The 26,619-nt window shown below is 37.8% G+C and carries 23 protein-coding genes and 3 pseudogenes; 18 read left to right on the forward strand and 8 right to left on the reverse strand.

Annotated elements, in window-relative coordinates; genetic code table 11:
• Positions 1 to 886, reverse strand: a pseudogene (locus HX13_RS19050) (ATP-dependent helicase); the annotation flags it as partial.
• 265 nt (positions 887 to 1,151) lie between these two features.
• On the opposite strand from HX13_RS19050, the gene HX13_RS19055 reads away from it, so the two are divergent.
• From HX13_RS19055 to secG, 3 genes are all read left to right on the forward strand, one after another.
• On the forward strand, positions 1,152 to 2,465 hold the full coding sequence (locus HX13_RS19055) for a M16 family metallopeptidase (protein ID WP_050022373.1): 1,314 nt from the start codon (positions 1,152 to 1,154) through the stop codon (positions 2,463 to 2,465).
• 8 nt (positions 2,466 to 2,473) lie between these two features.
• Positions 2,474 to 4,504: a M16 family metallopeptidase gene (locus tag HX13_RS19060; RefSeq protein WP_050022374.1), complete on the forward strand. Its 2,031-nt coding sequence runs from the start codon at positions 2,474 to 2,476 to the stop codon at positions 4,502 to 4,504.
• Positions 4,505 to 4,696: 192 nt separating this feature from the next.
• Positions 4,697 to 5,059 (forward strand): preprotein translocase subunit SecG, encoded by a 363-nt coding sequence (gene secG, locus HX13_RS19065; RefSeq protein WP_050022375.1) that lies wholly within the window; start codon positions 4,697 to 4,699, stop codon positions 5,057 to 5,059.
• A 90-nt stretch (positions 5,060 to 5,149) separates the two neighbouring features.
• On the opposite strand, the gene HX13_RS19070 is transcribed toward secG, so the two are convergent.
• Both HX13_RS19070 and recR read right to left on the reverse strand, forming a co-directional pair.
• A complete protein-coding gene (locus HX13_RS19070; RefSeq protein WP_050022376.1) occupies positions 5,150 to 5,983 on the reverse strand; it encodes a glycosyltransferase family 2 protein in 834 nt (277 codons plus the stop codon).
• A 1-nt stretch (position 5,984) separates the two neighbouring features.
• Positions 5,985 to 6,596 carry a recombination mediator RecR gene (gene recR / locus HX13_RS19075; RefSeq protein ID WP_050022377.1) on the reverse strand — a complete coding sequence of 204 codons (612 nt, stop codon included), beginning with the start codon at positions 6,594 to 6,596 and terminating at the stop codon, positions 5,985 to 5,987.
• Positions 6,597 to 6,848: 252 nt separating this feature from the next.
• On the opposite strand from recR, the gene HX13_RS19080 reads away from it, so the two are divergent.
• From HX13_RS19080 to HX13_RS19100, 6 genes are all read left to right on the forward strand, one after another.
• The gene (locus HX13_RS19080; protein WP_238555519.1) at positions 6,849 to 7,367 is read left to right on the forward strand and encodes a hypothetical protein; all 519 of its coding nucleotides are present in this window, start codon (positions 6,849 to 6,851) and stop codon (positions 7,365 to 7,367) included.
• Positions 7,333 to 7,455 (forward strand): hypothetical protein, encoded by a 123-nt coding sequence (locus HX13_RS25765; RefSeq protein WP_262483584.1) that lies wholly within the window; start codon positions 7,333 to 7,335, stop codon positions 7,453 to 7,455. The genes HX13_RS19080 and HX13_RS25765 overlap by 35 nt, the downstream gene beginning before the upstream one ends.
• A 21-nt stretch (positions 7,456 to 7,476) precedes the next feature.
• Positions 7,477 to 7,968, forward strand: a complete 492-nt coding sequence (locus HX13_RS19085; protein WP_050022378.1) for a hypothetical protein — start codon at positions 7,477 to 7,479, stop codon at positions 7,966 to 7,968.
• Positions 7,969 to 8,113: 145 nt separating this feature from the next.
• Positions 8,114 to 9,556, forward strand: a complete 1,443-nt coding sequence (locus tag HX13_RS19090; protein ID WP_050022379.1) for an aminoacyl-histidine dipeptidase — start codon at positions 8,114 to 8,116, stop codon at positions 9,554 to 9,556.
• A 73-nt stretch (positions 9,557 to 9,629) separates the two neighbouring features.
• Positions 9,630 to 10,211 (forward strand): TIGR00730 family Rossman fold protein, encoded by a 582-nt coding sequence (locus HX13_RS19095; protein ID WP_050022380.1) that lies wholly within the window; start codon positions 9,630 to 9,632, stop codon positions 10,209 to 10,211.
• 115 nt (positions 10,212 to 10,326) lie between these two features.
• Positions 10,327 to 12,477, forward strand: coding sequence for a prolyl oligopeptidase family serine peptidase (locus HX13_RS19100; protein WP_050022381.1), 2,151 nt, complete (start codon positions 10,327 to 10,329; stop codon positions 12,475 to 12,477).
• Positions 12,478 to 12,544: 67 nt separating this feature from the next.
• Here HX13_RS19100 and HX13_RS19105 read toward each other — a convergent pair whose 3' ends face one another.
• On the reverse strand, positions 12,545 to 12,874 hold the full coding sequence (locus HX13_RS19105) for a ferredoxin (RefSeq protein WP_050022382.1): 330 nt from the start codon (positions 12,872 to 12,874) through the stop codon (positions 12,545 to 12,547).
• Positions 12,875 to 12,886: 12 nt separating this feature from the next.
• Positions 12,887 to 13,942 (reverse strand): NAD(P)/FAD-dependent oxidoreductase, encoded by a 1,056-nt coding sequence (locus HX13_RS19110; protein WP_050022383.1) that lies wholly within the window; start codon positions 13,940 to 13,942, stop codon positions 12,887 to 12,889.
• Positions 13,943 to 14,093: 151 nt separating this feature from the next.
• Between HX13_RS19110 and HX13_RS19115 the strand changes: the two genes are divergently transcribed.
• Positions 14,094 to 14,864 carry a DUF3108 domain-containing protein gene (locus HX13_RS19115; protein WP_050022384.1) on the forward strand — a complete coding sequence of 257 codons (771 nt, stop codon included), beginning with the start codon at positions 14,094 to 14,096 and terminating at the stop codon, positions 14,862 to 14,864.
• A 265-nt stretch (positions 14,865 to 15,129) separates the two neighbouring features.
• Here HX13_RS19115 and pheS read toward each other — a convergent pair whose 3' ends face one another.
• On the reverse strand, positions 15,130 to 16,140 hold the full coding sequence (pheS, locus tag HX13_RS19120) for a phenylalanine--tRNA ligase subunit alpha (RefSeq protein ID WP_050022385.1): 1,011 nt from the start codon (positions 16,138 to 16,140) through the stop codon (positions 15,130 to 15,132).
• 132 nt (positions 16,141 to 16,272) lie between these two features.
• Positions 16,273 to 16,932, reverse strand: coding sequence for a YceI family protein (locus HX13_RS19125; RefSeq protein WP_050022386.1), 660 nt, complete (start codon positions 16,930 to 16,932; stop codon positions 16,273 to 16,275).
• Positions 16,933 to 17,007: 75 nt separating this feature from the next.
• On the opposite strand from HX13_RS19125, the gene HX13_RS19130 reads away from it, so the two are divergent.
• Positions 17,008 to 17,943: a sulfate/molybdate ABC transporter ATP-binding protein gene (locus tag HX13_RS19130; RefSeq protein ID WP_050022387.1), complete on the forward strand. Its 936-nt coding sequence runs from the start codon at positions 17,008 to 17,010 to the stop codon at positions 17,941 to 17,943.
• Between the two features lie 308 nt (positions 17,944 to 18,251).
• On the opposite strand, the gene HX13_RS19135 is transcribed toward HX13_RS19130, so the two are convergent.
• Positions 18,252 to 18,596 (reverse strand): zinc ribbon domain-containing protein YjdM, encoded by a 345-nt coding sequence (locus HX13_RS19135; protein WP_050022388.1) that lies wholly within the window; start codon positions 18,594 to 18,596, stop codon positions 18,252 to 18,254.
• Positions 18,597 to 18,841: 245 nt separating this feature from the next.
• Here HX13_RS19135 and HX13_RS19140 point away from each other — a divergent pair.
• The 7 genes and pseudogenes from HX13_RS19140 to HX13_RS24920 all read left to right on the forward strand — a co-directional run bounded on the left by HX13_RS19140 (position 18,842) and on the right by HX13_RS24920 (position 26,454).
• Positions 18,842 to 20,048: pseudogene (locus tag HX13_RS19140) on the forward strand (RsmB/NOP family class I SAM-dependent RNA methyltransferase).
• A gap of 183 nt (positions 20,049 to 20,231) precedes the next feature.
• Positions 20,232 to 21,316, forward strand: a pseudogene (locus HX13_RS19145) (GLPGLI family protein); the annotation flags it as partial.
• Positions 21,317 to 21,445: 129 nt separating this feature from the next.
• A complete protein-coding gene (locus HX13_RS24910) occupies positions 21,446 to 21,898 on the forward strand; it encodes a peptide-N-glycosidase F-related protein (protein WP_238555531.1) in 453 nt (150 codons plus the stop codon).
• Between the two features lie 320 nt (positions 21,899 to 22,218).
• Entirely contained in the window at positions 22,219 to 23,886 is a 1,668-nt protein-coding gene (gene asnB / locus HX13_RS19150) for an asparagine synthase B (protein WP_050022389.1), read from the forward strand.
• Positions 23,887 to 24,069: 183 nt separating this feature from the next.
• Positions 24,070 to 24,912, forward strand: coding sequence for a hypothetical protein (locus HX13_RS19155; RefSeq protein ID WP_228377601.1), 843 nt, complete (start codon positions 24,070 to 24,072; stop codon positions 24,910 to 24,912).
• 137 nt (positions 24,913 to 25,049) lie between these two features.
• Positions 25,050 to 25,622 (forward strand): MFS transporter, encoded by a 573-nt coding sequence (locus tag HX13_RS24915; RefSeq protein ID WP_238555520.1) that lies wholly within the window; start codon positions 25,050 to 25,052, stop codon positions 25,620 to 25,622.
• Entirely contained in the window at positions 25,615 to 26,454 is an 840-nt protein-coding gene (locus HX13_RS24920; RefSeq protein ID WP_238555521.1) for an MFS transporter, read from the forward strand. Before HX13_RS24915 ends, HX13_RS24920 begins: the two co-directional genes overlap by 8 nt.
• Positions 26,455 to 26,619 lie beyond the last annotated feature (165 nt).

The raw sequence follows: 26,619 nt of genomic DNA on the forward strand, positions 1-26,619 counted from the left end.
ATTTACAATATTCTGGGTTGAGCGATAATTCTGTTCCAAAGATACTGTTTTAGCATCCGGATAATCTTTTTTTAAAATTCAGGATATTATAAATATTCGCTCCACGGAAAGAATAAATAGACTGGGCGTCATCTCCTACCACACAGATATTTTCAAATTTTGAGGCCAATGCCTTCACAATAAGGTACTGCGAATGGTTGGTATCCTGGTACTCATCTACCATGATATACCTGAACCGGTCCTGATATTTTGCCAGCACTTCAGGGAAACGAGTCAGCAGCTCATTGGTTTTCAACAATAGGTCATCAAAATCCATAGCACCATTTCTGAAACAGGCCTCTACATATCTTTGATAAATCTGGCCGATAAACTTCATATTGGCCTTTTCATCAGCTTCCATCAGTTCAGGATTGTTGAAATAGGCTTTAACGGTAATCAGATTGTTTTTATAGGTTGAAATTCTTGCCTGAACTTTCTTAGGTTTATAAAGATCAGCATCAATATTCATATCTTTTAAAACCTTTTTAATCACATTCAGGGCATCCTGCTGGTCATAGATGGTAAAATTGGAAGGGTATCCCAGATAATGGGCTTCTATTCTTAAAATCCTTGCAAAAACAGAGTGAAAAGTTCCCATCCAAAGGCTTCTTGCATTGCTATCCCCTACTACCTTAGCGATACGGTCTTTCATTTCCCGGGCCGCCTTATTGGTAAAGGTTAGAGCCAGAATGTTGAAAGGATCTACGCCATTACTGATCAAATGGGCAATACGCATGGTAAGTACACGTGTTTTACCGGAACCTGCTCCTGCAAGTACCATAAGAGGTCCCTGTAAAGAGGTAACGGCTTCATATTGTGATTCATTGAGTCCTTTCAGATAGTCCATACTGCAAATTTTTTGGGAACACAAAATTAAGGTATTCAAGGGAGATTTCAAATTTTCATACAGAAGTTAGAAACCGAAAGCCTGGTAATTGTACTCAAATGCTGAAACGGTGCTGCTTTTACTTGAAGTATAACATCAAAACGAAAATAGGGAGCGGAAAAATGCTTTTCGTTTCAGAACTTCTAATTTCCTGTCTTTTATTTCACAATATATGTAACATTTAATGCATTTTTGCTACTAATTTATCAAAACAATTTCTAAGTTTATGAAAAAACGACTTCTTTCTGCTGCAGCCGTGGCCTTCTTCGGACTCATGCTGAATGCGCAGCAAATCAAATTTGAAGAGTATGACCTTCCAAACGGTCTTCATGTAATTCTTCATCAGGACAATTCAGCTCCTGTAGTTACAACAGGAGTAATGTACCATGTAGGAGCAAAAGATGAAGTAAAAGGAAGAACCGGCTTTGCACACTTTTTTGAGCATCTTTTATTTGAAGGAACTCCTAATATTAAAAGAGGTGACTGGTTTAAGATCGTTTCTTCAAACGGAGGACAAAATAATGCCAATACCACTAACGACAGAACGTATTACTACGAAACTTTCCCATCGAACAATGAACAATTGGGGCTCTGGATGGAAGCCGAAAGAATGCGTCATGCCGTTATCAACCAGATTGGGGTAGATACACAGAGGGAGGTGGTAAAAGAAGAAAAAAGGCTAAGAATGGATAACCAGCCTTATGGAAATCTTTTCCCGACTATTCAGAAAAACCTGTTTACCAATCACCCTTATAATTGGCCTACCATTGGTTCCATGGATGACCTTAATGCTGCAAAACTTGAAGAATTCCAGGCATTCTACAAGAAATTTTATGTGCCGAATAATGCCACTTTAGTGGTAGCAGGCGATATCAAACCTGAGCAAACTAAGAAATGGATTCAGGAATACTACGGTGGTATTCCAAAAGGGACAGTGTATCCGAAAAACTTCCCGAAAGATGCTCCGATTACCCAGGAAAAAGAAGTAACGGCTACAGACCCGAACATTCAGCTTCCTGCCTATGTTTTTGCCTACAGGACTCCTGCCAATAAAGAAAAAGATGCCTATGTTCTGGATATGCTTTCATCTTATCTGAGCAATGGTAAATCTTCCGTTTTATATAAAAAATTAGTAGACCAGGAGAAAAAAGCACTTCAGGTAGCGGCATTCAATCAGGGGCTTGAAGATTACAGTATTTTTGCTTTCTTCGCCATCCCGATGGGACAGACAACCAAGCAGACTTTACAGGCCGATATTGATGCAGAGATCAAAAAACTGCAGACTACCCTGATATCGGAGGAAGATTATCAGAAACTTCAAAATCAGTTTGAGAACCAGTTTGTCAACCAAAATTCCAGCATTCAGGGGATTGCAGCTTCTTTGGCAACCAACCATGTATTGATGGGTGACACCAATCTCATCAATAAAGAAATTGATATTTACAGATCAATCACGAGACAGGACATTCAGAATGCAGCTAAAAAGTATTTGAATTCCAACCAAAGAATCATCATCAACTACGTTCCTGAGAAAAAATAATTTTACCAATGAAAAAGCAATTTACATATATAGCAGCGGCATTTTTATTTGCAGGAATGCTGTCTGCACAGAAAATAGATCTTAATGCAATGCCGAAGCCGGGGCCTACTCCTGCCATCAACATTGCAAAACCCAAAACATTCCAGCTGAGCAACGGTCTTACGGTAATGGTGGTGGAAAACAACAAACTTCCAAGAGTCAACACTACTCTGTCTATGGACAGACCTCCTTACTATGAAGGAGATATTGCCGGGGTAAGCGAGATCATGGCAAGCCAGCTTGATAACGGAACCACCAATGTAAGCAAGGATGAATTCAATAAAAAGGTGGACTTCCTGGGAGCTAACCTGAATTTCAGTTCGAATGGTGCTGCTTCCAATTCACTTTCAAAATATTTTCCGGAAGTACTGGAACTGATGGCTGATGCCATTGTAAATCCTAAATTCTCTGCGGAAGAAATTCAGAATGCAAAAGAAAGAACCATTGAAGGCTTAAAAGCTGATGAAAAGAATGCTTCTTCTATTGCTTCAAGAGTATCGAATGCCCTGATGTACGGTAAGAATACTTCAAGAGGAGAATTCGAAACCATTGAATCTATCAATAAAATTCAATTGGCAGATGTACAAAATATTTATAACAAGTACTACGCTCCGGACAATGCTTATCTGGTAATTGTTGGAGACGTAAAATTTGATCAGGTAAAACCTCTCGTGGAAAAAGCTTTCGGGGGCTGGAAAAAATCAAATACCAAATTTGCAGCTTTAGAGCCCGCTTCCAATGTTTCCAAAACAGAAATCAATGTAGTTGACGTTCCTTCTGCCGTACAATCCGTATTATCGGTAAGCAACCTGAATAACCTCAGGATGAAAGATCCTGATTATTTCCCGGCTACTATCGCCAATTATATTTTAGGTGGTGGCGGTGAAGCCAGGCTTTTTATGAACCTTAGAGAGAAAAACGGGTTTACATACGGAGCTTATTCCAATATGAGTGCCAGCAAATATTCTCCGGAATTCTCCGCTGAAACAAGCGTAAGAAATGAAGTTACCGATAAGGCAATTAAGGAACTGATGAACGAACTTAACGGTATCTCAACCGTAAAACCTGAAGAATTGGAAAACGCAAAGGCCAAATTAAAAGGTTCTTTTATTATGTCCCTGGAAAAGCCTGAAACCATAGCAAGGTTTGCATTGAACCAAAAAATTCAGGATCTTCCGGCTGATTTTTACACCAATTATCTGAAATCTATCGATAAGGTAACGGCAGCAGATGTTTCCAAAGCCGTAAAAACCACCATCCTCCCTAACCAAAGCAGAATTTTCGTTGCCGGTAAAGCGTCTGATATTTCTGAAGGATTAGAAAAACTGGGTTATCCTGTAAAATATTTTGATAAAGAAGCTAATCCTGTCAGCAAACCCACTGCTCAAAAAGTAGACGCCAACATCACTATTGGTTCTGTTGTTGATAAATATATCAATGCAATAGGAGGTTTGGCCGCCGTTCAGAAAGTAACGTCTATTACTATGGATGCTACTACCAAAGTTCAGAATATGGATATGACGATGAAACTGATTCAGGCCAAAGGCAGTAAAATGTTTATGGAGATGAAAGTAATGGGGAATACTGTTCAGAAAATTGTTTTTGACGGTAAAGACGGGTATGCCGAAGGTCAGGGCCAAAAAGTCCCTCTGAATGATAGCCAGAAAGCGGATATGACTGAACCTGAGCTGTTCCCAGAATTAGCTTTTACCCGTTCAAAAGATTTGAAACTGGCAGGCATTGAAAAATACAACAATGAAGATTCATATGTAGTGAAAGGTCCTAAACAAACCTATTATTACAGTGTGAAAACAGGCTTAAAAACAGGAGAAATAAAAGGCGGAGAAGGAGGTTCTATCCCGACAAGCTATGCTGACTATAAAGATGTTTCGGGGGTAAAGCTTCCATTCACCATTATCCAGAATATGGGAGGAATGGATATCAGTATGGCCGTACAATCTTATAAGCTTAATGAGGCTAAAGATTCTGATTTTAAATAAAAACAGATGTTTTAATAAAAGCCATCTCACTTCTGAGATGGTTTTTATTTTCCGAAGCTATCCACAACATTTTAGCTTAAAATCATTATTTAATTTTTAAACTTTTACAGTTGATTCATATTTCTCAACATCTTTTTTTGTCGTTCAGTAAAAAAAGATTAAATTTGCCCATTCAAAAAGATATCAGAATTAATGGATACTATATTTACACTATTGATGGTTCTTATTATGATTGCAAGTATTTTACTGGTAATCATTGTTATGGCTCAAAATCCGAAAGGAGGAGGTCTTTCCAGTACTTTTGGCGGAACATCATCCGCACAGTTCGGGGTACAGAGAACCAATGATTTCATGGAAAAAGCAACATGGACTCTGGGCGGAACTATCATTGTTCTTATCCTTTTAAGCGTTGTAATCACAGGAAAACCATCACAGGTAGCTCCGGCTCCGCAACCGGCCAAGAAAGAAGCTCCAGCTAAACAAACTGCACCAGCTTCTTCCGGTACAACTACAACGACAACTCCGGCACAGACTCCTGCTGCACCGGCAAAGTAAGAAGATTATCATTATCTATACATTAAAAAGCAACTCAATGAGTTGCTTTTTTTATTGAATCCCTATCTTGGCTTATACTGGTCAACAATATTATTTTAGTTTTATCTTTTCAATCTGGTGCCTTAGCTTTAAGCCTGCTTTCAGAAATGAGTATTGCAGGGGCTTTGATCCTTTATAATATTTATCAATAAAGGTTTGCATTGCTCCATAAAATCTTTCCAGATAAACCTCATCTTTTACCGTACTCTCCCCTTTTAAGTGAAGAAGAGAGACTTTTCCGTAGTAATAATTTTTATACCCATTTTGAAGAAGGGTATAACAAAGATCAATATCTTCCCCATACATAAAATAGGCTTCATCCAATCTGCCTATTTTTTCGTAAACCTCCTTTTTAATCAATAAAAAAGCACCGGTAACCACTTCTACTTCTGCAACAGCATTTTCCTCAATATCATTTCTGTAATAGGATTTTGAATTATTCTTTTTAAAATTGGTAAACAGCTTCTCAAAAGAGTTAAACATATCCGGAACTGATCGTTTGCTCTCCGGCAGGAAATTCCCTTCTGCATCATGCATACGTACTCCCAGGCATCCAAAACGGGGCCGGGAATCTGCAAAATCCAGAAGATCGTCCATATAAAATCCTTCCAGCTCTGTGTCAGGATTTAAAAGTAAAAGATATTCGCCTTTTGCTGATTTTATTGCTTGATTGTTGGCCTTGGAAAATCCTCCGTTGGTATCGGAAGCCATAAAGTGTACAGACGGAAATTCAGGAATAAGGTCTCCCCATGAACTATCTGTAGAAGCATTATCAATTACAATCACCTCATACTCCACTTCCTGTATATATTTCTGAATAGATAAAAGACAGTTTCTGAGTAATGGGGTAACATTATAATTAACGATAATAACTGACAGCTTCATATTAGTCTTTTTCGTTGTACGGCAACCTGTTGATAATAGACCTTCCTAATGAAATTTCATCAGCATATTCAAGCTCATCCCCTACCGAAATTCCTCTTGCAATGCTTGAAAAATTAACCTTGAAATTTTTAAACTTTTTATAAATATAATACGCCGTAGTATCTCCTTCCATAGTAGCACTTAACGCAAAAATAAATTCCTTGACAATACCTTCATTCAACTTTTTCTCAATACTCGGAATATTCAGCTGCCCCGGCCCTACTCCTTCCATCGGAGAAATTTTACCTCCCAGAATCAAATATTTCCCGGTATATTTCCCGGTATTTTCAATGGCAATGACATCTCTTACATCTTCTACAATACAGATCAGTTCACCATTTCTCTTTTCGTTGCTGCAAATCTCGCAGATATCAAAATCAGAGAAATTATGACATTCTTTACAGTATTTTATTTCATTGACCAGACTGATCAATGAGTTTCCAAGACTCGTTGCCCTGGAATTGGGCTGTTTCAGCAGATGCAATGCCAGTCTTAAGGCTGTTTTTCTACCGATACCGGGCAATCCTGAGATTTCATCTACCGCTTTTGCCAATACTTTACTTGGGTAATCCATAATGACAAAAATAAGGATTAAAGTTGAGAGTTATCAATTATAAATCGTGAGTTATAACGATAATCATAAGAATTATTCAGACTTCAATATAAAGATTACCTTACGATTATATATCCTTATTACCGTTTATTTCCTGGTCTCTTGTCTCAATTGTAGACATTAACATCACCAACCTGTACAGAATTGTCTGTTAAGTACAAAAAAAACCTCTATATTTGCGGCTTAAATTAAATGTGAAAAAAATAAACTAATATGGTACTTAACAATCTTAATTATCCTCTGGATTTCAAATTCAAAATCACTACATTAGCAAGCGACTTTAACATTACTGATAAAAATGGAAATTATGTAGCCTATGTACGTCAGAAAATGTTTAAATTAAAAGAGGATGTTATTGTTTTCAATGACGAGAGCAAGTCGAAAGAGCTTTTCAGAATCAGGGCCAATAAGTGGATTGACTTCAATGCTTCTTATTCTTTGAATGACCTTATCGACAATAAAAACTTCGGAAGACTGGCAAGAAAAGGGATGCGTTCTCTCTGGAAAGCAAGCTATGATATTCTTGATGCCAATGACCAGCCGAAATTTAAAGTGCAGGAAGACAGTGCCTGGGTAAGATTCTGGGATAGCTTCGTAGGAGAACTTCCGATCATCGGAATGTTTACAGGATATTTCCTGAATCCTTCTTACACAGTAACAGGTATTGACGGAAAAGCCTATTTTAAATTAAAAAAAAATGCCTTCATTCTTCGGAAGAAGATTCCAGCTTGACCGGTTAATTGATATTGATGATGAAGAAGAAAGTCTGGTCATTCTTTCATTATTAATGATGACTCTTCTGGAAAGAGCAAGAGGTTAAAAAAATAAAATCACAAACACAATGAAATACGCAATCATTTTCTTTTCAGCATTTCTATTGGTAGCCTGTAAAAAGGATAAAGAAACCCTTTCGGGCCCTTCTGCTGCAGACTCATTACAAATTGTAAAAGATTCTGTAAAATCAGACTTTTCTTCAGGAAAAATTGCTATTGAAACTTTCCCTTTTCCTTCCGAAATCAAAGAATGCTCATGTTATTTTGCTAAAAATAAGGCAGATTTCGAATCGGAAAAATACATCTATGCAGATGATGCCGGAAAAACAGCTTATATGAAGCTGGACGGTAAAAGAATGGCTATGAACCTTATTTCATCCAGTGACATGGAAGTGGATGAGGAACTGACCAAAGAAATAGAAAGTAATGATTACAAAATCTCCGTAAAGGGTAAAAAAATAAAAAACGAAGAAGCTTTATTATTTGAAGGCACGCTTACGATTGAAAGGCCTGACGGTACTGTCGTTACAACCCCGATCTACGGAGAATGTGGATGTTAATCAAGCGAAATTGTAAAAGGTAAAAAAGTAAAAAAGTTGAAAAGCAATACGATTTCTTCCTTTTGCATTTCTATAGCTCATAAAAATGCTTCTGTATCCTACGGAAGCATTTTTTATTTCGTAAATTTGAGAAAAATAAATTTCAATGGAATTATCTAATATAGAACCGCAAATACTCTGGAAAAATTTCTCCAGATTAAATGCTGTTCCGAGACCATCAAAAAAAGAGGAAAAAGTAATTGCTTTCATCAAGGGTTTTGGTGAAGATTTAGGGCTGGAAACTTCAGTAGATGAAGTAGGAAACGTAATTATTAAAAAGCCCGCTACGGCAGGAATGGAGAACCGTAAGTCTGTTGTTTTACAATCGCATTTGGATATGGTTTGCCAGAAAAACAATGATGTCAATTTTGATTTTGAAACAGAAGGAATCAAAATGGAAATTGATGGAGATTGGGTAAAGGCTAAAGGAACAACTCTAGGTGCCGATAACGGATTAGGAGTAGCGACCATTATGTCTATCCTTGAAAGTTCAGACATCCCTCACCCTGCCTTGGAAGCTTTATTCACTATTGATGAGGAAACCGGAATGACCGGAGCTTTAGGTTTAAAACCAGGCCAGCTGACAGGAGATATCCTACTGAACCTGGATACTGAAGAAGATGATGAAATCGATATAGGCTGTGCCGGAGGAGTGGATGTTACCATCACCCAGCAGTATGAAACAGCAGCTCCGAAAGGACAGGTTGTAAGAATTGAAGTAAAGGGGCTACAGGGAGGACATTCCGGAATGGATATCCACAAAGGATTCGGAAACTCCAACATCATTTTGGGAAGACTGCTTTATAGTGGTATAGCCAATCAGAACATTGAAATTCTTTCTATTGACGGAGGTGGATTGAGAAATGCTATTCCAAGAGAAGCCGTAGCCATCATTTCCGTAAGAAATGCACAGGAATTTATAGAAACAGCTACCCTTCTTAAAAAAGATATCCTGGAAGAATTTGCCTCAGTAGAACCGGGACTTCAAATCAATATTGAAAACTCCACTTCATCCGACAAGGCGATTTCTGAAACAGATTCAAGAAAAGTAATCCTTACTTTAAAAGCATTGCATAACGGTGTTTACAGAATGAGTCCGGATGTAACGGATCTTGTAGAAGCATCCAACAATGTAGCAAGGGTTGAATTGAAAGAAGGATCTCTTACAATCCTGAACCTTACAAGATCTTCCGTAGAGTCTTCTAAATATTCTACAGCTGAACAATTGAAGTCGGTTGCAGAGCTGGCAGGAATGAATGTAGAATTCAGTGGTTCTTACCCGGGATGGAAACCAAAACCAGGTTCTGAGATTGTTCAATTGATGGAGAAAATCTATACGGAGAAATTCAGCGAAAAACCTCATGTAGTAGCGTGTCACGCAGGTCTGGAATGTGGAATCATCGGTGCTAATTATCCGGAAATGGAAATGGTAAGTTTTGGACCAACAATCAGAGGAGCACACTCTCCTGATGAAAAAGCGAATATTCCTTCTGCTCAGAAATTCTGGAGCTTCCTGAAGGATATTTTAGCGAATATTCCTCAAAAATAAATAATAAAACAATTCTATAGAATATCCAAAGTCCTGTGATTTTGGATATTTTAATTTATAAAAACATATACATATGAAAAGTATAACAGTATTCTGCGGTTCAAGTTTCGGATCGGATAATATCTACAGGGAACAGGCTTTTTTATTGGGTCAAACTTTAGCTCAACAAAATATACAACTGGTCTATGGCGGTGCAGATGTAGGACTGATGGGGACTATTGCAGACGGCGCACTGAATGAAGGAGGAAAAGTTGTAGGAGTCCTTCCTTATTTTTTACAATCCAAAGAAATTGCCCATAAGAATTTGACAGAGCTTATTCTCGTAGAAACCATGCATGAGCGGAAAACAAAAATGAACGAATTGTGTGACGGGGTCATCGTTCTTCCCGGCGGTTACGGCACTTTGGAAGAGTTTTTTGAAATGATTACCTGGGCCCAGCTCGGTCTTCATAAAAAGCCCATCGGTATTCTGAATATTGACGGATTTTATGATGACCTGATCAGGCTGGTCCGGCATATGGTAGACAAAGGATTTTTAAAGCAGGTAAACAGAGATATGCTTCTGGTCAGTGATACGATTGATGAACTATTGGAAAAGATGAAAAATTATCAGCCGCCTTCCGTTGGAAAATGGATTTCAGGAAAGGAAGTTTAACAACAGGAAAAGAAATAGAATGATCAATGTTCTTTATTTTTATAAACCTGTCATTTGATGGCTTAAGTTTTAGTACATTTGTCAGGATTAATTTATCACTCTAAAAAGAAATACCATGAAATATATTTTCCTATCCACCGGCCTGCTCTTGAGCCAGCTTGCTTTGGGCCAGTATAATTATCCTAAAACTCCGGAAAAACCTGCAACAGATGATTTTTTCGGAACAAAAATTACAGATAACTACCAATGGCTTGAAGATTTGAAAAGCCCTGAAGTAAAGACATGGTTTAAAGCAGAATCAGATTACAGCCATTCCATCATTGATAAAATTCCCAATCGTGACCTACTTTATAAGCGGATGAAACAGGTCCAGGAAATGGGAGGCGACTCTTACAGCTATGCAAGACAAAGGGGGAATCTTTACTTTTATATGAAAACCAAAAAAAATGAAAAGCTTTCCAAGTTGTATACCAGGGATATTTCTACAGGAAAAGAAACCTTGATTTTTGATCCTGAAACCTATAAAAAAGATGCGCAGATCACTTTTTTCTCAATAGACTCCCGGGCGGACAAAGTGGCTCTTCTCCTTTCAAAATCCGGAGGTGAAATCTGTGAACTCAAAATTTTAGATTTAAAAACAAAAAAAATACTTGACGATACGCTTACCCCTTTGTGGAGCGAATTCAACTTTGAATTTACCCCTGATGGGAAATCTATTATTTACACTAAGATGAGTACCGGAGATCCCAACAGCAGTATGCTCCTGAAAGAAATGAAAGCTATGATGCATCAGATCGGAACTTCTTCCGATAAAGATGTGGAATTGGCTTCAAGGGAAGGGAACCCCGAACTTAATATGCTGACAGAGCAGTTCCCAATGATTGAGTTTTCTGATGACTATCAGTACATTCTCCTTAATATCGGCTCTACCAAAGCAGAGAGTCCACAGTTTTATGCCCCTTACGCTGCTCTGAAAGATAAAAAAATCACTTGGAAACCCATTGTTAAGGCTTCGGATGATATTACACAAACCTTTATTAAAGGAGATCAGTTATTTTTCCTGAGCCACAAAAATGCACCGAATTACAAGATAGGAGTAACCAGTCTGTCTAACCCCGACTTTGATCATGCTAAAATTATTGTTCCGGAGGGAAATGCTGTAATTACCTCCATACACAATTCTAAAAATTATTTATTCTATGCATTAAACAATGGTATTTCTCAGGAGAAATATCAGATTGATCTTAAAACCCTGGCGATAAAAAAGGTCCCTTTACCTGAAGGCATTAATAATTCCGGTTCTCTTAACCCCCGTGAAAACGATAATATACAGTGCTATAACAGCAATTGGCTGACCCCCGGTACTTTTTACGAATATAACCCGGAAAATGGTAAAGCTGTAAAAAGCAAGAATTTTAACGGGGAAACCAGCTATCCGGATTACAGCGCTTTGTATGTTGTAAAAGAAGTAGAAGTGAAAAGCCATGACGGAGCCATGGTCCCTCTCTCTATCATTTACCCTAAAAACATGAAAATGGATGGCAATACACCTGCATATATTACCGGATATGGAGGGTATGGGATCTCTTCCACACCACGCTTTTCAAACAGGCTTTCCGTATTACTGGAACAAGGAGTAGTTCTCGCTATTGCCCATGTGAGAGGAGGAGGTGAAAAAGGTGAAAACTGGCATAAAGACGGTATGAAAGCTAAAAAGCCTAATACCTGGAAAGATTTCATTGCTTGTTCAGAATACCTTATTGATCAAAAGTATACTTCTTCTTCCAGGTTAATTGGTAACGGGGTAAGTATGGGTGGCGTTCTTATCGGAAGAGCCATTACGGAAAGACCGGATCTGTATGCCGTGGCCATTGCCGAAGTAGGAATGACAAATGTATTGCGTTCTCAGAATTCAGCGAACGGAGCCAATCAGATCCCGGAAGTAGGAAACTTAAAAGAACCCGGAGATACTAAACACCTGATCGAAATGGATGCCCAGAGTAAGGTAAAAAAAGGCGTAAAATACCCGGCTGTGATTGTCCGTACCGGAATGAATGACTCCAGAATTACGCCCTGGGAACCGGCAAAATTTGCAGCGGTATTACAAAACAGCACCGCTTCAGGAAAACCCGTTTTGCTGTATGTGAATTATGAAAACGGACATTTCACAAGCGACCTGGATGTTGTCTTCAAAGAATATTCCGATATTTTTGCCTTTGCCTTGTGGCAGGTAGGACATCCGAAGTTTCAACCGGCAAACAAATAAATGCTATAAAAACAAAACCCGTCCGGATAATCCGGACGGGTTTCTTATTAAGATTAAAAAATATTGTCTAAGGATAAGGAGCAATCTCCACTTCAAGTCCTTCCATTTCATCTGCAATGTGCAGCTGACATCCCAGCCTGCTGTTATCTTTCACGTGGAAGGCTTCAGCCAGCATGGCATCTTCCTCTGCTCCCATCGGCTCCAGCCCCGGATCATTGATCACATATACCTGACAGGAGGCACACATCGCCATTCCTCCACATACTCCAATAGTACCTTCTTCTGCCAATTCGTAGGAACGGATAATTTCCATTAGATTCATAGACATATCCGTTGGAGCGATCACATCGTGGGTTACACCTTCTCTGTCGGTGATTTTAATATTAATATCTGACATAATTCTGCAAAATTAGTCAATTTTTTTCACAACAGCCTTCTCTGCTTCCTTACGGCTTCCGTCAAATCCGTCTACCCCACTTACGGTTGTATATTTCAGTACGAATTTTTTGCCCGGATTTAACCTGTTATAAACACTCTGGCACATCAATGTTGCTTCATGGAATCCACAAAGAATCAATTTCAATTTTCCAGGGTATGTATTGATATCACCGATAGCATATACACCATCAATGTTTGTTTGATAATCAAGAGCATTATTTACTACAATGGCATTTTTTTCAATTTCCAGTCCCCAGTTACCAATATCACCTAATTTTGGAGTCAATCCGAATAAAGGAATAAAGTAATCTGTTTCAATATCGAATGCTTCCTCACCATCTTTTTCAACCGTAATGGCTTCTACCCTACCGTCTCCTTTAATAGCGGTTACCTCAGCCGGAGTAATCAATTTGATTTTCCCCTGGTTTTTAAGATCCTGAACTTTTTCCACTGAGTCCAGAGCTCCTCTGAACTCGTTTCTTCTGTGAATCAAAGTAACTTCACTCGCTACATTGGCAAGGAAAATACTCCAATCCAGCGCAGAGTCTCCACCTCCTGCAATCACTACTCTTTTATTTCTGAAGTGTTCAGGTTCTTTCACGAAATATTCAAGACCTTTTTCTTCGTAATCAGCGATATTTTCAATCGTTGGTTTCCTAGGCTCAAAAGTACCCAGACCACCTGCAATGGCTACAGCTTTTGCTCTATGAACCGTTCCTTTGTTGGTTATTACTTCAAACCACTCATCATCTACCTTATTTAAAGTAACGGCTGTTTCCCCTAAAGTAAAACCAGGTTGGAACTGCTTGATCTGTTCCATTAAATTATCTACCAGCTCTCCGGCATTTACTGAAGGATATCCCGGAATATCAAAAATAGGTTTCTTAGGATAAAGTTCTGCCAATTGCCCTCCCGGCTGTGGAAGTGCGTCAATAATATGGCATTTCATTTTTAATAGACCAGCTTCAAAAACGGCAAAAAGTCCTGTAGGTCCTGCCCCTATGATCAATATATCAGTGGTTATCATACTTTAAGATAATTTAATTATACATGTAACTGCAAATTTACTAATTTTAATGCGAAGCTTATTTAATTGATTCTAAATAAAAACCTGAGATTTGTCAAATATCTATCAATTAAGATTTTAAATTTGGCAATGTTTTTGTAAATGTCATATTATGAAGAAAATTTTAAACCTTTTTGCAATATTTATATTCGTTATAGGATCGGCCCAGCTGAGCAATATTGCAGACGGTGAATCAATCACTTTCAGGATCCATTACGGATTTCTGAATGCCGGAACCGCCAATCTTACCACCCAGAAAACCAATTACAAAGGAGTGCCCCACCTCTATGCTAAAGGTACCGGGCAAACGACAGGGGCAGTAAAGGCTTTTTTTAAAGTAGAAGATTTATACGAAAGCTTCATTAATATCGAAACCGGGCTTCCAAGCTTTTATGTACGGAATGTACGTGAAGGGAACTACCGTCAGCATTTTGAAACCGTTTTCAACCATGATAATAATACTTTAATATTAACAGATAAAAAGGAGCCTGCCAATGGTTCAAAAGTGATCAAATCCGTAAAAGGAGTCCAGGATATGCTGTCCTGCTTTTACTATTTAAGGAGTAAAACCCCTGAAGAACTGAAAGTAGGTACCATCATTAATATGAATGTATGGATTGATGATGAAATGTTTCCCTTCCAGTTAAAAGTAGTAGGAACCGAAAATCTGAAAACTAAATTCGGCACCATCAATTGTTTAAAGATCATTCCATCGGTAAAAAGCGGAAGAGTATTTAAAGAAAAAGAAGGGGTTACCATGTGGGTTTCCAATGATGCCAATCATATTCCGATGTTACTGAAAGCCGAGTTGGCTGTTGGATCACTGAAGGCAAGTATTGATGGTATTAAAAATGTAAAGTATCCTTTAAAGTTTACTAAGTAATAATAGTTAATTTTTCATATAATGTCTGTAATTTTTTTACAGGCATTTTATTTTGAGTGTAATACTTTTATGATTCAGATTGTCTTATCAATAGAGCGAAACATTTAATGAACACTTCTTCGTCGCAATCTTTTTAATCAAGGTGCTGTAACAAGAAATAAAACACATGTAAATTTTTCAATACAATCAGTTTTTAATTACGTTTTGTTTCTTAGGTCAGTAGTTAAAAACAAAAAACCTCCGGAATTCCGGAGGTTTGATTATTTTATAGAGATTTAAACTGTTCTAATGTTCTGATGTCATTTTCAAAGAACATCCTGATATCACTCATCTGGTAAAGCAGCATGGTAATTCTTTCAATTCCCATTCCGAATGCATATCCTGAATATTTCTCAGCATCAATATTTACATTTTTCAAAACGGCAGGATCCACCATTCCACAACCCATAATTTCCAGCCATCCTGTTCCTTTGGTAATTCTATAGTCTGTTTCCGAATTGAGTCCCCAATACACATCAATTTCGGCACTTGGCTCCGTGAACGGGAAATAAGATGGTCTCATTCTGATCTTAGACTTCCCGAAAAGTTCTGTGGTAAAAAACTGAATGGTCTGCTTCAGATCAGCAAAGCTTACATTCTCATCAATATACAGTCCTTCAATCTGATGGAAAATACAGTGAGAACGTGAGGAAATCGCTTCATTCCTGAACACTCTTCCCGGAGATAAAATTCTGATAGGTGGCTGATTTTCTTCCATATAACGGGTCTGTACGGAAGAGGTATGCGTTCTCAACAGGATATCCGGATTCTGTTCAATAAAGAAAGTATCCTGCATATCCCTTGCCGGGTGATATTCCGGAAGGTTAAGCGCGGTAAAGTTATGCCAGTCATCTTCAATCTCAGGGCCGTCCGCTACTGCAAACCCGATGGATTTGAAAATTTCGATAATCCTGTTTTTTACCAGATTGATCGGGTGTCTTGAACCCAATTCCAGTGGGAAGGCAGGTCTGGTAAGATCTTCTTTTTCTATGACAATAGAAGTTGCAGAAGCATTTTTCAAATCTTCTAATTTCACAGCAACAGCTTGTTTCAAAGTATTGATCTTCTGTCCGAATTCTTTCTTCTGGTCGTTAGGAATTTCTTTTAATGTTTCGTAAAAATCATTCAGAACCCCTTTTTTACCGTTGTACTTGATTCGGAAGTTTTCGATATCTTCCTTAGAGGTAGCATTGAAGCCGTTTACTTCGATCAGTAGTTCTTCTATCTTTTCTATCATTATTTTACCCTTTCAAAATGTTTTGCAAAAATACGACTTTTAAGTTTAATAATTATTCTAAACCATCATAAAAAAATCTGCCTCTTTTTCGGGAGGCAGACTTCAATCACTTATTTCACTTAAATAAAAAAATTATTTTTTCTCTAAAGCTTTCACGTTGATCTGAAGAGTTACCTCATCTTTAATGACCCCGTTTTCAGCTGGAGCCTGGAACTTCACCCCAAACTCTTCTCTTTTAATGTCCTTCGGCTCTGTAGCTACACTTACTTCTCCTCCTTTTACAGAAACATTAGCTTTGAACTGAACCGGTTTTGTAATTCCTTTAATGGTTAAATTACCATCTAAGAGGGTATTGTAGTCTCCTTCCGTAGCAGGAGTAACTTTTGTAATCTCATAGGAAGCGGTAGGGAATTTTTCTACTTCAAAGAAATCACCGCTTTTAAGGTGCCCGTTTAATTTTCCTAAATCTTCAGGGCTGTCTTTTAAATCCACAGAAGTCAGTGAATTCATATCAGCAACAAATTTTCCGCTTTCCAGTTTTCCGTCTTTCACCGTCACATCTCCGCTTTCAAATCTGATCGTCCCGAAGTGGCTTGTATTTTCAGATTTAAATACTTTATATCCTTTCCATTCAACTTTACTGTTTAGCGTATCCAAAGTATACTGGCTACCTTCTTTAGTAGTGGTTACCTCATTACTTTCACTGGTAAGAGGTTTGTCTTTTTTACAAGAAACGACTACAACAGCAGCAAATAAAGCAGGGATAGCTAACGAAAACAGTTTTTTTCTCATTTTTGATTTATTTTTATTACTTCCGCTAATATAATAAAAAAAATTATGTTTTCATAAAAACCTTACATTTGTATTATGCTATTAGAAATAAACAATTTATTTTTCTCTCACACGCAGGATAAACCCCTGTTTCAGAACCTTAATCTCAGGTTTGATGAAGGCAAAATCATTGCGCTGGCAGGTGAGAGCGGATGTGGAAAATCTACCCTTCTCAGTCTGATTTATGGTCTTCTGGATTGGGAAAGCGGCGACATTATCTTTAACGGGACCCGGCTTCTGGGACCTAAGGGAAATCTTGTTCCCGGGGAAGCGGATATGAAATTTGTGGCACAGAATTTTGACCTTATGCCATATGCTACTGTGGCCGAAAATGTAGGAAAATTTATTTCTAATATTAATTTAACCCAAAAAAAAGAGACCGTTACGGAGCTTCTTGAAGTTGTAGGACTTCAGGAATTTGCTAATGTATTGCCTAAATATTTAAGTGGCGGACAACAGCAAAGAGTAGCTATTGCAAGGGCTCTTTCCGTATTGCCTAAATTACTTATTCTGGACGAACCGTTCAGTAACCTGGATTTTCCAAGAAAAATAGAACTCCGGGAAAGACTCTTCCGTTATGTAAAGCAGCACCGGATTTCGTTAATCATATCCACCCACGAACTTCAGGACATTATGCCATGGCTGGATCAGATTGTGATTCTTCAGGATGGCAGGCTCATCCAGAATGACAGCCCGGAAGAAACGTACCGGAAACCCTATAATTCCTATGTTGCCAAATTATTCGGAGAAGTCAATATCTTCAATGAAGCTGAAACAGAAGAATTCCGCCTGACCAAATTTTCCTATTATCCAAAAGAAATAAAAATCACTGAAGGAGGTATGGAAGCGGAAGTTCTGGAAAGCAGATTCGCCGGAAACTATTACTGGAATAAAGTAAGGGTAAAGGGTAAGGAACTGATAGTGTATACTGATGAGAAAATCACCGGCAATATTGCTATTTCGTTTATTTAAGGCGAAAAAAGCAAAGGACAGAAAAGCGATTTTATTTTACAGTTTCGTCTTATAACTTGTACATTATCTAACACTTATCAACAACTTGTGGATAAAAAAATACAAACATAAGAACCTGTTATAAAACTTTTTCTTACATTTGTATTTCCACAGCATAAGGAAATTTTTGGTTAATTCTCTTTCTGCCTTCGGACGGACATTAGCAACCTTGCAATTAAGTCTTTTGAAAGATTACACTGTCCAATTTTTTCCTTTTTTTGTGCGTTTATGGCAAATATTCAGTTGCCGGCAGCTAAAAGCCAGCTCCTCTATGCTTTCTTTACAAATTCCGATTTTAAAGCCATCGCCCCGAATCCTTCTATTTTGCAATCAATATTGTGATCACTCCCTGGTCTTAGACGGATATTTTTCACTTTAGTTCCTGCTTTTACCGGTTTGGGTGCCCCTTTTACAGGAAGGTCTTTAATGACTACCACGGAATCACCATCCTGGAGTTCATTTCCGTTTGAATCCAATATTTTTCCTTCATTGGCTGCTTCAGAAGCTGCTTCCTCAGGATTCCACTCGTAGAAACACTGGGAACATACCATCATATTATCGCTTGGATATGTAAATTCTGAACTGCATTTCGGACAAAGTACTGTATCACTCATATTTTAATTTTTTACAAAGGTAGGCTTTTTTGGAGGTTAGAGTCAATAAGGAGACAAAGCGAATGATAAAGGGCGAAAATTGATGATGTAGAATGTTGGTATACTATCGTTCGAAACGGTTAAAATCTTGTTATAAGATTTTTCTCAAAGCGCACCCGCTTTTACCCCTCAACTCTTCAAGTTCAAATTCTCAACTCTCAATTAAAAGTCGTACTTTTGCAGATTCAAAACAGCGAAGCAAATTTATGGAACTTATTCACAGAAACTTAGCGATCGGAATTCACGATGCTTTACAAGAAACATTTTTCGAGAAAAATAAATACGCTGATAAAGTAATCGAAAGACTTTTAAAAGCTAATAAAAAATGGGGAAGCCAGGACAGAGCCGTTGTTTCTGAGATTTTCTACAATATCATCCGTTGGAAAAAAACGCCTTGAATATTATATGGGTGAAGGAGTAAAACCCAACAATATCTATAAACTGATCATAGCATATCTTCTTTGGAGCAAGACCAATTATAAGAAATTTGAAGAGTTTGACGGTATCAAAATTGCAGACATCCTCACCAAACTTAAAAAAAACACAGTTCCTACGAAAGCGATAGAACATTCTATTCCAGAATGGCTGGCCGAAACCTTAGAAAAAGAATTAGGAGCAGGCTGGGAAAAAGAGATGCTTGCACTAAACGAGCAGGCTCCTACAGTATTAAGAACCAATTCACTGAAAACTACAACAAAAGAACTGATTTCTGATCTTTCAGACGAGGGGGTGGTTTCCTTTCCTATCAAAAATTATCCTGATGCTGTTCAGCTGGAAGAAAAAAAGAACGTTTTTCTTACCACTGCTTTTAAAGAAGGATTATTTGAAGTTCAGGATGCTTCTTCTCAAAAAATCGGATATTTTCTTGATGTTAAGGAAGGACAGCGGGTAGTAGATGCCTGTGCGGGTGCCGGAGGAAAAACACTTCACCTGGCTGCATTAATGCAAAACAAGGGACAGATCATCGCTTTAGACATTTTCGACTGGAAACTGGCAGAATTGAAACGCCGCGCCAAGAGAGCCGGAGCCCACAATATAGAAACCCGTATGATTACGGATAACAAAGTAATTAAGCGTCTTCATGAAAAGGCAGACAGGCTTCTGATTGACGCTCCATGTTCCGGTCTCGGAGTATTGAAAAGAAATCCGGACAGCAAATGGAAAATTGATCAGGATTTCATCGACAGAATCAAAAAGGAGCAGCAGCAAATTCTTCAGGATTATTCCAAAATGCTGAAAAAAGGAGGAAAAATGGTATATGCCACCTGCTCTATCCTACCCTCTGAAAATAATGAACAGGTAGAAGAATTCTTAAGAAATAACCCGGGATACAAAATGATCAAAGATGAAAAAGTAATGCCCAGCCAAGGTTATGACGGATTTTACATGGCTTTGATTGAGAGGATTTCTTAATTCAGGATCTAATAATACTTTATAAAAACTGCTCTGTTTTCCAGGGTAGTTTTTTTGTTTACATCAACAAATACTTTTTGTAACATTTTTTGTAACATTTCAATTTCACTCTCTACCTATTGAGAAAGTAAGCGTTTTGAAGCTTTGAAAAGTTACTATAACTTTGAGACAAATCCATCAATTATGTACAAAAGAACTCTATTTTTTATTCTTGCAGTTTTTTCATTCTGTGTAATTTCTGCACAGACTTATGAAATTCAATACACCAGCTCTTATAACGGAAAAACGGTTTCAAACCAGCCTTCCACCATCGTTTGGGTCAATGAAAAGGAAAATTTTATTCTCAATGCTATTATTAAAGAACAGAAAAGCCCTTATCCTTTTGAACTAACAAAAGTGGAAAAACCATCCAATACTGTTGTTTCTTATGCTTTTTTAAAACCCGGAGATATTATTTCAGCCTCCGATGCCGAATCTATAGGAAAGCAGAATTTTGAATTTACTTCCGAAACCAAAAAGATACTGGGTTATACCTGTAAAAAAGCAGTGACCAAAGTTAATTCAAATACGATTGAAATCTGGTATACCCATGATCTTGGATTACAGGGCGGACCATCTGTATTAGGACAAAATCTCGGATTGGTATTGGAGGTGGAAAGAAATAAAAATTCGCTTGTTACTGCTACCTCCATGAAGAAAATTAAGAATACAGGGATTGAAAATATCATAAAAGGGAGCATACAGCCTACTGATCAGCTTGGCTATAAAGACCTTCTTTGGAAGAGCAGGTTTACCACACTGAAAGTTTTTGAAAATGAAACCATCAACTTTTCCGATGCCTCAAAATCAGATGATCTTATAAAGAGATATGCTAACGGAACCATTATTTTAAAAAAGATCAAGTTTCCGGTCATTACGGAAGGGGAAAATATTTTTGTCGAATTGAAGCAGCAGTCAAACGGAGATGCCTATGACAGAACCGGAACCGTATTCTTCATTCCCCAGGACAAAGAAAAATCATTTTTTGATGGTTTGGAAAAAGGGGCCAAAACGCTTCCTGTTTTTGACAACGGAAACGGAAAGCAGTATTATGGAGTCATTGCCACAGAAAGTTATAATCCGGCTGTAGAGATGATGAGGTTCTTTACGGCATTTGGAATCCAGAAGTTCAATCACATCCAGCTAAAAGATAAAAACTGGCAAACTATCAGCCTTATAGAGAAGATATTACAGAATTAAAGCCTTCTTTATCCGGTAAAGAAATCTGGGTAGGTACTTTCATTGGCAACTATGATAAAGGGGGCCACAAAGTAAGTCTTGAGATCACCCTCCATAAAAGTGATCAGGCGGTTCATAAAAACAATACGGTTATTCCTTTATTCAACACCTTAAATATCATGGAAATGGCCGGACAGGACTACTCCACCATGTTCAGCCAGGAGAAAGGCCTGTTGGTAGATTTCATCTTAAAGAAAGATTTAAAAAACGCCCAGTTAAGATATACTACCACCGGACATGGAGGTTGGGAAAATGGTGATGAGTTTGTCCCTAAATCCAATTCTATTTTTATGGATGGGAAGCCGGTCTTCTCTTTTGTGCCTTGGAGAACAGATTGTGGTTCTTACCGTTTATATAATCCTGCTTCAGGAAATTTCCAGGACGGCCTTTCATCATCGGACCTCAGCAGGTCCAACTGGTGTCCGGGAACTGTTACGAACCCCAACTTCATTCCTCTTGGAGACCTGAAGGCCGGAAAACATACCATACAGATTAAAATTCCACAAGGTCCTTCAGAAGGAACCAGCTTCAGCTCATGGAATGTTTCAGGGACATTGTTGGGAATAGAGTAAAAACAAAACCTTCTTGCATGAGAATTGCAAGAAGGTAAAAACACAAATGATGAAAAAAAATTATTTCGAGCCACAAAGTAAGGGGTAAAATTTGTATAATAAATTATCATATATTAATAAATATGTCATTTTTATTTCGTATAGAGATAATACAAAATGTGAGCCTGGTGAAAAAAATTAATCTGAAAACAGATTAGCTCTTCAAATACTTTAAATTTTTCTTTATTTTAAATAAATAAGTTAATAATTTTCTTATTTAAACTTTTTTTGTTGTTATTTTTAAACATCAATTTTACTTTTGTTTCATAAATAATAAAAAAATGTGTGGAATTGTATGTTTATTTGACGCCAAACAAAAAACAGAAGTATTAAGACCTCAGGTATTGGAAATGTCAAAAAAGATCCGTCATAGAGGACCGGATTGGAGCGGTGTTTTTCAGGATGAAAAAGTAGTATTTTCCCATGAAAGGCTCGCCATTGTAGACCCGACTTCAGGGAAACAACCCTTATTTACAAAAGACGGAAAGGTGGTATTAGCCGTAAACGGTGAAATCTACAACCACAGGGAATTAAAAGAAGAATTTCCGGATTATGAGTTTCAGACCCAGTCAGACTGTGAGGTGATTCTGGCCCTCTACAGAAAATATGGAAAAGATTTTGTGGAAAAACTGAATGGCATTTTTGCATTTGCATTATACGATACAGAAAATAACACGTACCTGATTGCACGTGATCATATGGGAATCTGTCCTCTTTACCAGGGATGGGACAAGAACGGGAATTTTTATGTTGCTTCCGAATTAAAAGCCCTGGAAGGCGTCTGCAAAAAGATTGAAACATTTTTGCCGGGACACCTGTTATACAGTAAAGACGGTAGTGAGCTTCAGCAATGGTACACCAGAGACTGGGAAAGCTTTGATCATGTAAAAGAAAATGAAACCGATATTTCAAAGCTGAGAAAGGGACTTGAGGATGCTGTTCACAGGCAGCTGATGAGTGATGTTCCCTATGGCGTGCTTCTTTCAGGAGGTCTGGATTCGTCTGTTATATCAGCTATCACAGCTAAATTTGCAAGACAGAGGATTGAAAGCGGCGATACCCAGGAAGCGTGGTATCCAAGGCTTCACAGTTTTGCGGTAGGCCTGGTGGGATCCCCTGACCTTGCAGCCGCCCAAAAAGCAGCAGAGCACATCGGATCCGTTCACCATGAAGTTAATTTTACTGTTCAGGAAGGATTGGACGCCATCCGTGATGTTATTTATCATCTGGAAACATATGATGTAACAACTATAAGGGCCTCCACTCCTATGTACCTCCTGGCAAGGGTGATCAAATCGATGGGCATCAAAATGGTATTATCCGGGGAAGGCTCTGATGAATTATTCGGAGGATACCTGTATTTCCACAAGGCACCTGATGCTAAAGAGTTTCATGATGAAACGGTAAGAAAACTCGGAAAACTTCACCTGTATGACTGTTTACGGGCCAACAAGGCGCTCATGAGCTGGGGAATAGAAGGAAGGGTTCCTTTTTTAGATAAGGAATTCATGGATATTGCCATGTCCCTTAACCCAAAGGATAAAATGATTAATGTCGCCGAAGGAAAGATTGAAAAGTGGGTACTGAGAAAAGCTTTTGAAGATCTTCTTCCTGACTCTATTGCATGGAGACAAAAAGAACAGTTTTCAGATGGCGTAGGATACTCATGGATCGATACTCTGAAAGATATTGCTGAAAAAGAAGTTTCTGATGAAATGATGGCCAATGCGAGATTCAGGTTTCCGGTAAACACCCCGCAAAATAAAGAAGAATACCGGTACAGAAGCATTTTTGAGGAGCATTTCCCAAGTGAAACTGCTGCTGCAACAGTTCCGTCTGTTCCATCGGTAGCATGCTCCACTCCTATTGCACTGGAATGGGATGAGGCTTTCAAAAAAATGAATGATCCAAGCGGAAGAGCAGTGAAGGTACATGAAACATCCTATTAATGGAAAAATGAATAATAGATACGTTCAGTATCTGAGGTTTACCTTTCGTATGTTTCTGCGATCCAATGTTAAAATAATAATTATCAATCCTGTAGCAATACAGGATTTTCTTTTGAATTAACGACAATAATATCGTCATAATTTCGTTGACAATCAAAAATAATATATAATAAATAATTATATTTGGAAAACGAAAATATCAATTATAAAAAAATGAGAAGAAACCTTACTGTTTTATTTGCCTTATTATCCATTAGCTTTGCCTTCGGACAAGGAAAATTTGGTAAATATTTAAATTCAAAAAAGCTTGCTTTAGCCTATAAAAGTGTGAAAGATGCTGATAAAGATGACTATTACCAACAATATTACTGGCTTGTAATGGCAGAACAGCTGAAAACTTATCCCCACCTTAAGGATATAAAACCTGTTGTTTTATATGAATTTGTAAAATATGTAAATCCTCAGAACCCAACGAAAAAGCTGGATGACAGAAGTAAGGAACTGAGAGCAACCGCAGAACTATCTTTAAATCAATATTTTAAAAATAAAAAATTTGAAAATAATTCGGTTTTAATGTACAACCTTGAAACTTATGTTGATCCTTCTAAAGGCCAATATTATACTAAGGTTGATCCTGAAAAAATCAAAGAACTGGTTCCGAAAGAATTATTCGCCTTCAATTCTGTCAACAGGAATTTAGGGGAAGAAAAAACGTATTACCTTTGGATCGATAAGAAAAAAGATCATTTGAATATCGTTGATATCATTCCTAACGAAAAAGAGGACAAAGCATTTTATACAAGGTTAAGACAATATCTTCCCAACTATAAATTTTCCAAGTATGTACCTTCTGTGAAAAAAGGGAACAAATCTGATAAAACAGACGTAGATTACTACTACATCATGCCGTTTGAACAGAATACAGATAATATAGAATACAAAACCAAAGATTTCAAAACTTTTATTCTAAGCCAGTACAGAAAAGCCGGTGATGAATGGAAAGGAGTAGAAAAGCCAAGAAAATAAATCAAAAAGTCCTGTGATATTTCGCAGGACTTTTTTAATTTTATATGGATTTCTTTATCTAAAGATTTAAAAGCTTAAAGTAAACATTCGTCAAACAAAAAAAGCCCGGGATTTTTAAAAGCTCCGGCCTTGATATAATGACAGATACCAGCCAACAACAAACTTCCATTAAGAAAATACTTCCATTGATTCTTGCTACTGCTATTTTCATGCAGATGCTTGATTCTACAATCCTGAATACCTCTTTGCCTTCTATTGCAAAAGACCTTAATGAGTCACCTCTCAATATGCAGAATGCGATTATCAGCTATGTGCTGACATTAGCGGTTTTCATGCCTGCCAGCGGTTTTCTAGCAGACAGGTTCGGAACCAAAAAAATATTTATATTTTCCCTGGTATTATTCAGTCTCGGATCACTTTTCTGCTCTCTTTCCCAGAACCTCACCCACCTGGTGATTTCAAGGGTAATACAGGGAGTCGGGGGAAGTTTAATGACTCCTGTGGGTAAATTGGCCTTAATCAAGACTTTTGATAAAAATGAACTCCTTAAAGCAATGAACTTTGCCATTATTCCCGCACTGATCGGACCCGTACTGGGGCCTTTAGTAGGAGGATATATGGTAGATTATCTTTCATGGCACTGGATATTTCTGATTAATATTCCGATAGGATTTTTTAGGAATTCTTTTAGGCTTAAAATTTATGCCTGATTATAAATCAACCGATGTGGATTTTGATTTGAAAGGTTTTTTAATTTTTGCCGCAGCCTCTCTCCTGCTCTCAATTTCACTCGAACTTTTCGGGGATATCCAGAATATCACTCCGGTTCTCCTTGTATTCATTTTAGGGTTTCTCTTTCTCTATTATTATTACAGGCATGCCAAACGGGAAGGAAATCCTATTTTCCCATTAAACCTTTTCCAGGTAAGAACTTTTCGGGTAGGAATTGTAGGGAACCTGGCTACCCGGTTAGGAATAAGCTCTGTCCCGCTTTTACTTCCGCTCATGATCCAGATTGCCTACAAGCAGTCTGCGGTAACTTCCGGCTGGATTATTGCTCCTATGGCACTAACAGCTATATTCGGAAAATCTTCTGTCATCAAAATCCTGGATAAATACGGATATCGCCAGACTTTAATGGTGAATACATTCATTATCGGAACCCTGATCTGCTTATTGGCTATTCCGGATATTCACACTTCTTTATATTGGTTTGTCCCTATTATAGCGGTTTTAGGATTCTTCAATTCTATCCAGTTTACCTCCATGAATACCATTTCCATTGCTGACCTCCGGAATTTCCAGACCAGCAGCGGCAATTCACTGATATCAGTCAATCAACAACTTGCCATCGGTTTTGGTATTGCATTCGGATTGATTGTTTTGAAAGTATTTGAAAATTCAGATCTTATTAACGGAGAAATTCACAATGCTTTCCGTTATACTTTTCTCACCGTCGGGATTCTGACTATTTTATCAGGTCTGGTTTTTAGAAGACTCCATATTTCCGATGGGAAGAATATGAAATCGAAGGACGAATAATCAGGAAAAAGACAGATGAACAAATAATAAATTGCTGACCTGCCTGTTATCCACCTTTCTTCAACCTAACGGGGGCAAAAGGCTTGTCCACTTACCATCTTCCTTCTTACCTGTTTTACTTCACCTCTTAACGAAATTATCACAGATCAATGCTTTTCCTATATA

The sequence above is a fragment of the Chryseobacterium sp. P1-3 genome (genome assembly GCF_000738495.1).
Classification (GTDB): Bacteria; Bacteroidota; Bacteroidia; order Flavobacteriales; family Weeksellaceae; genus Chryseobacterium; species Chryseobacterium gallinarum.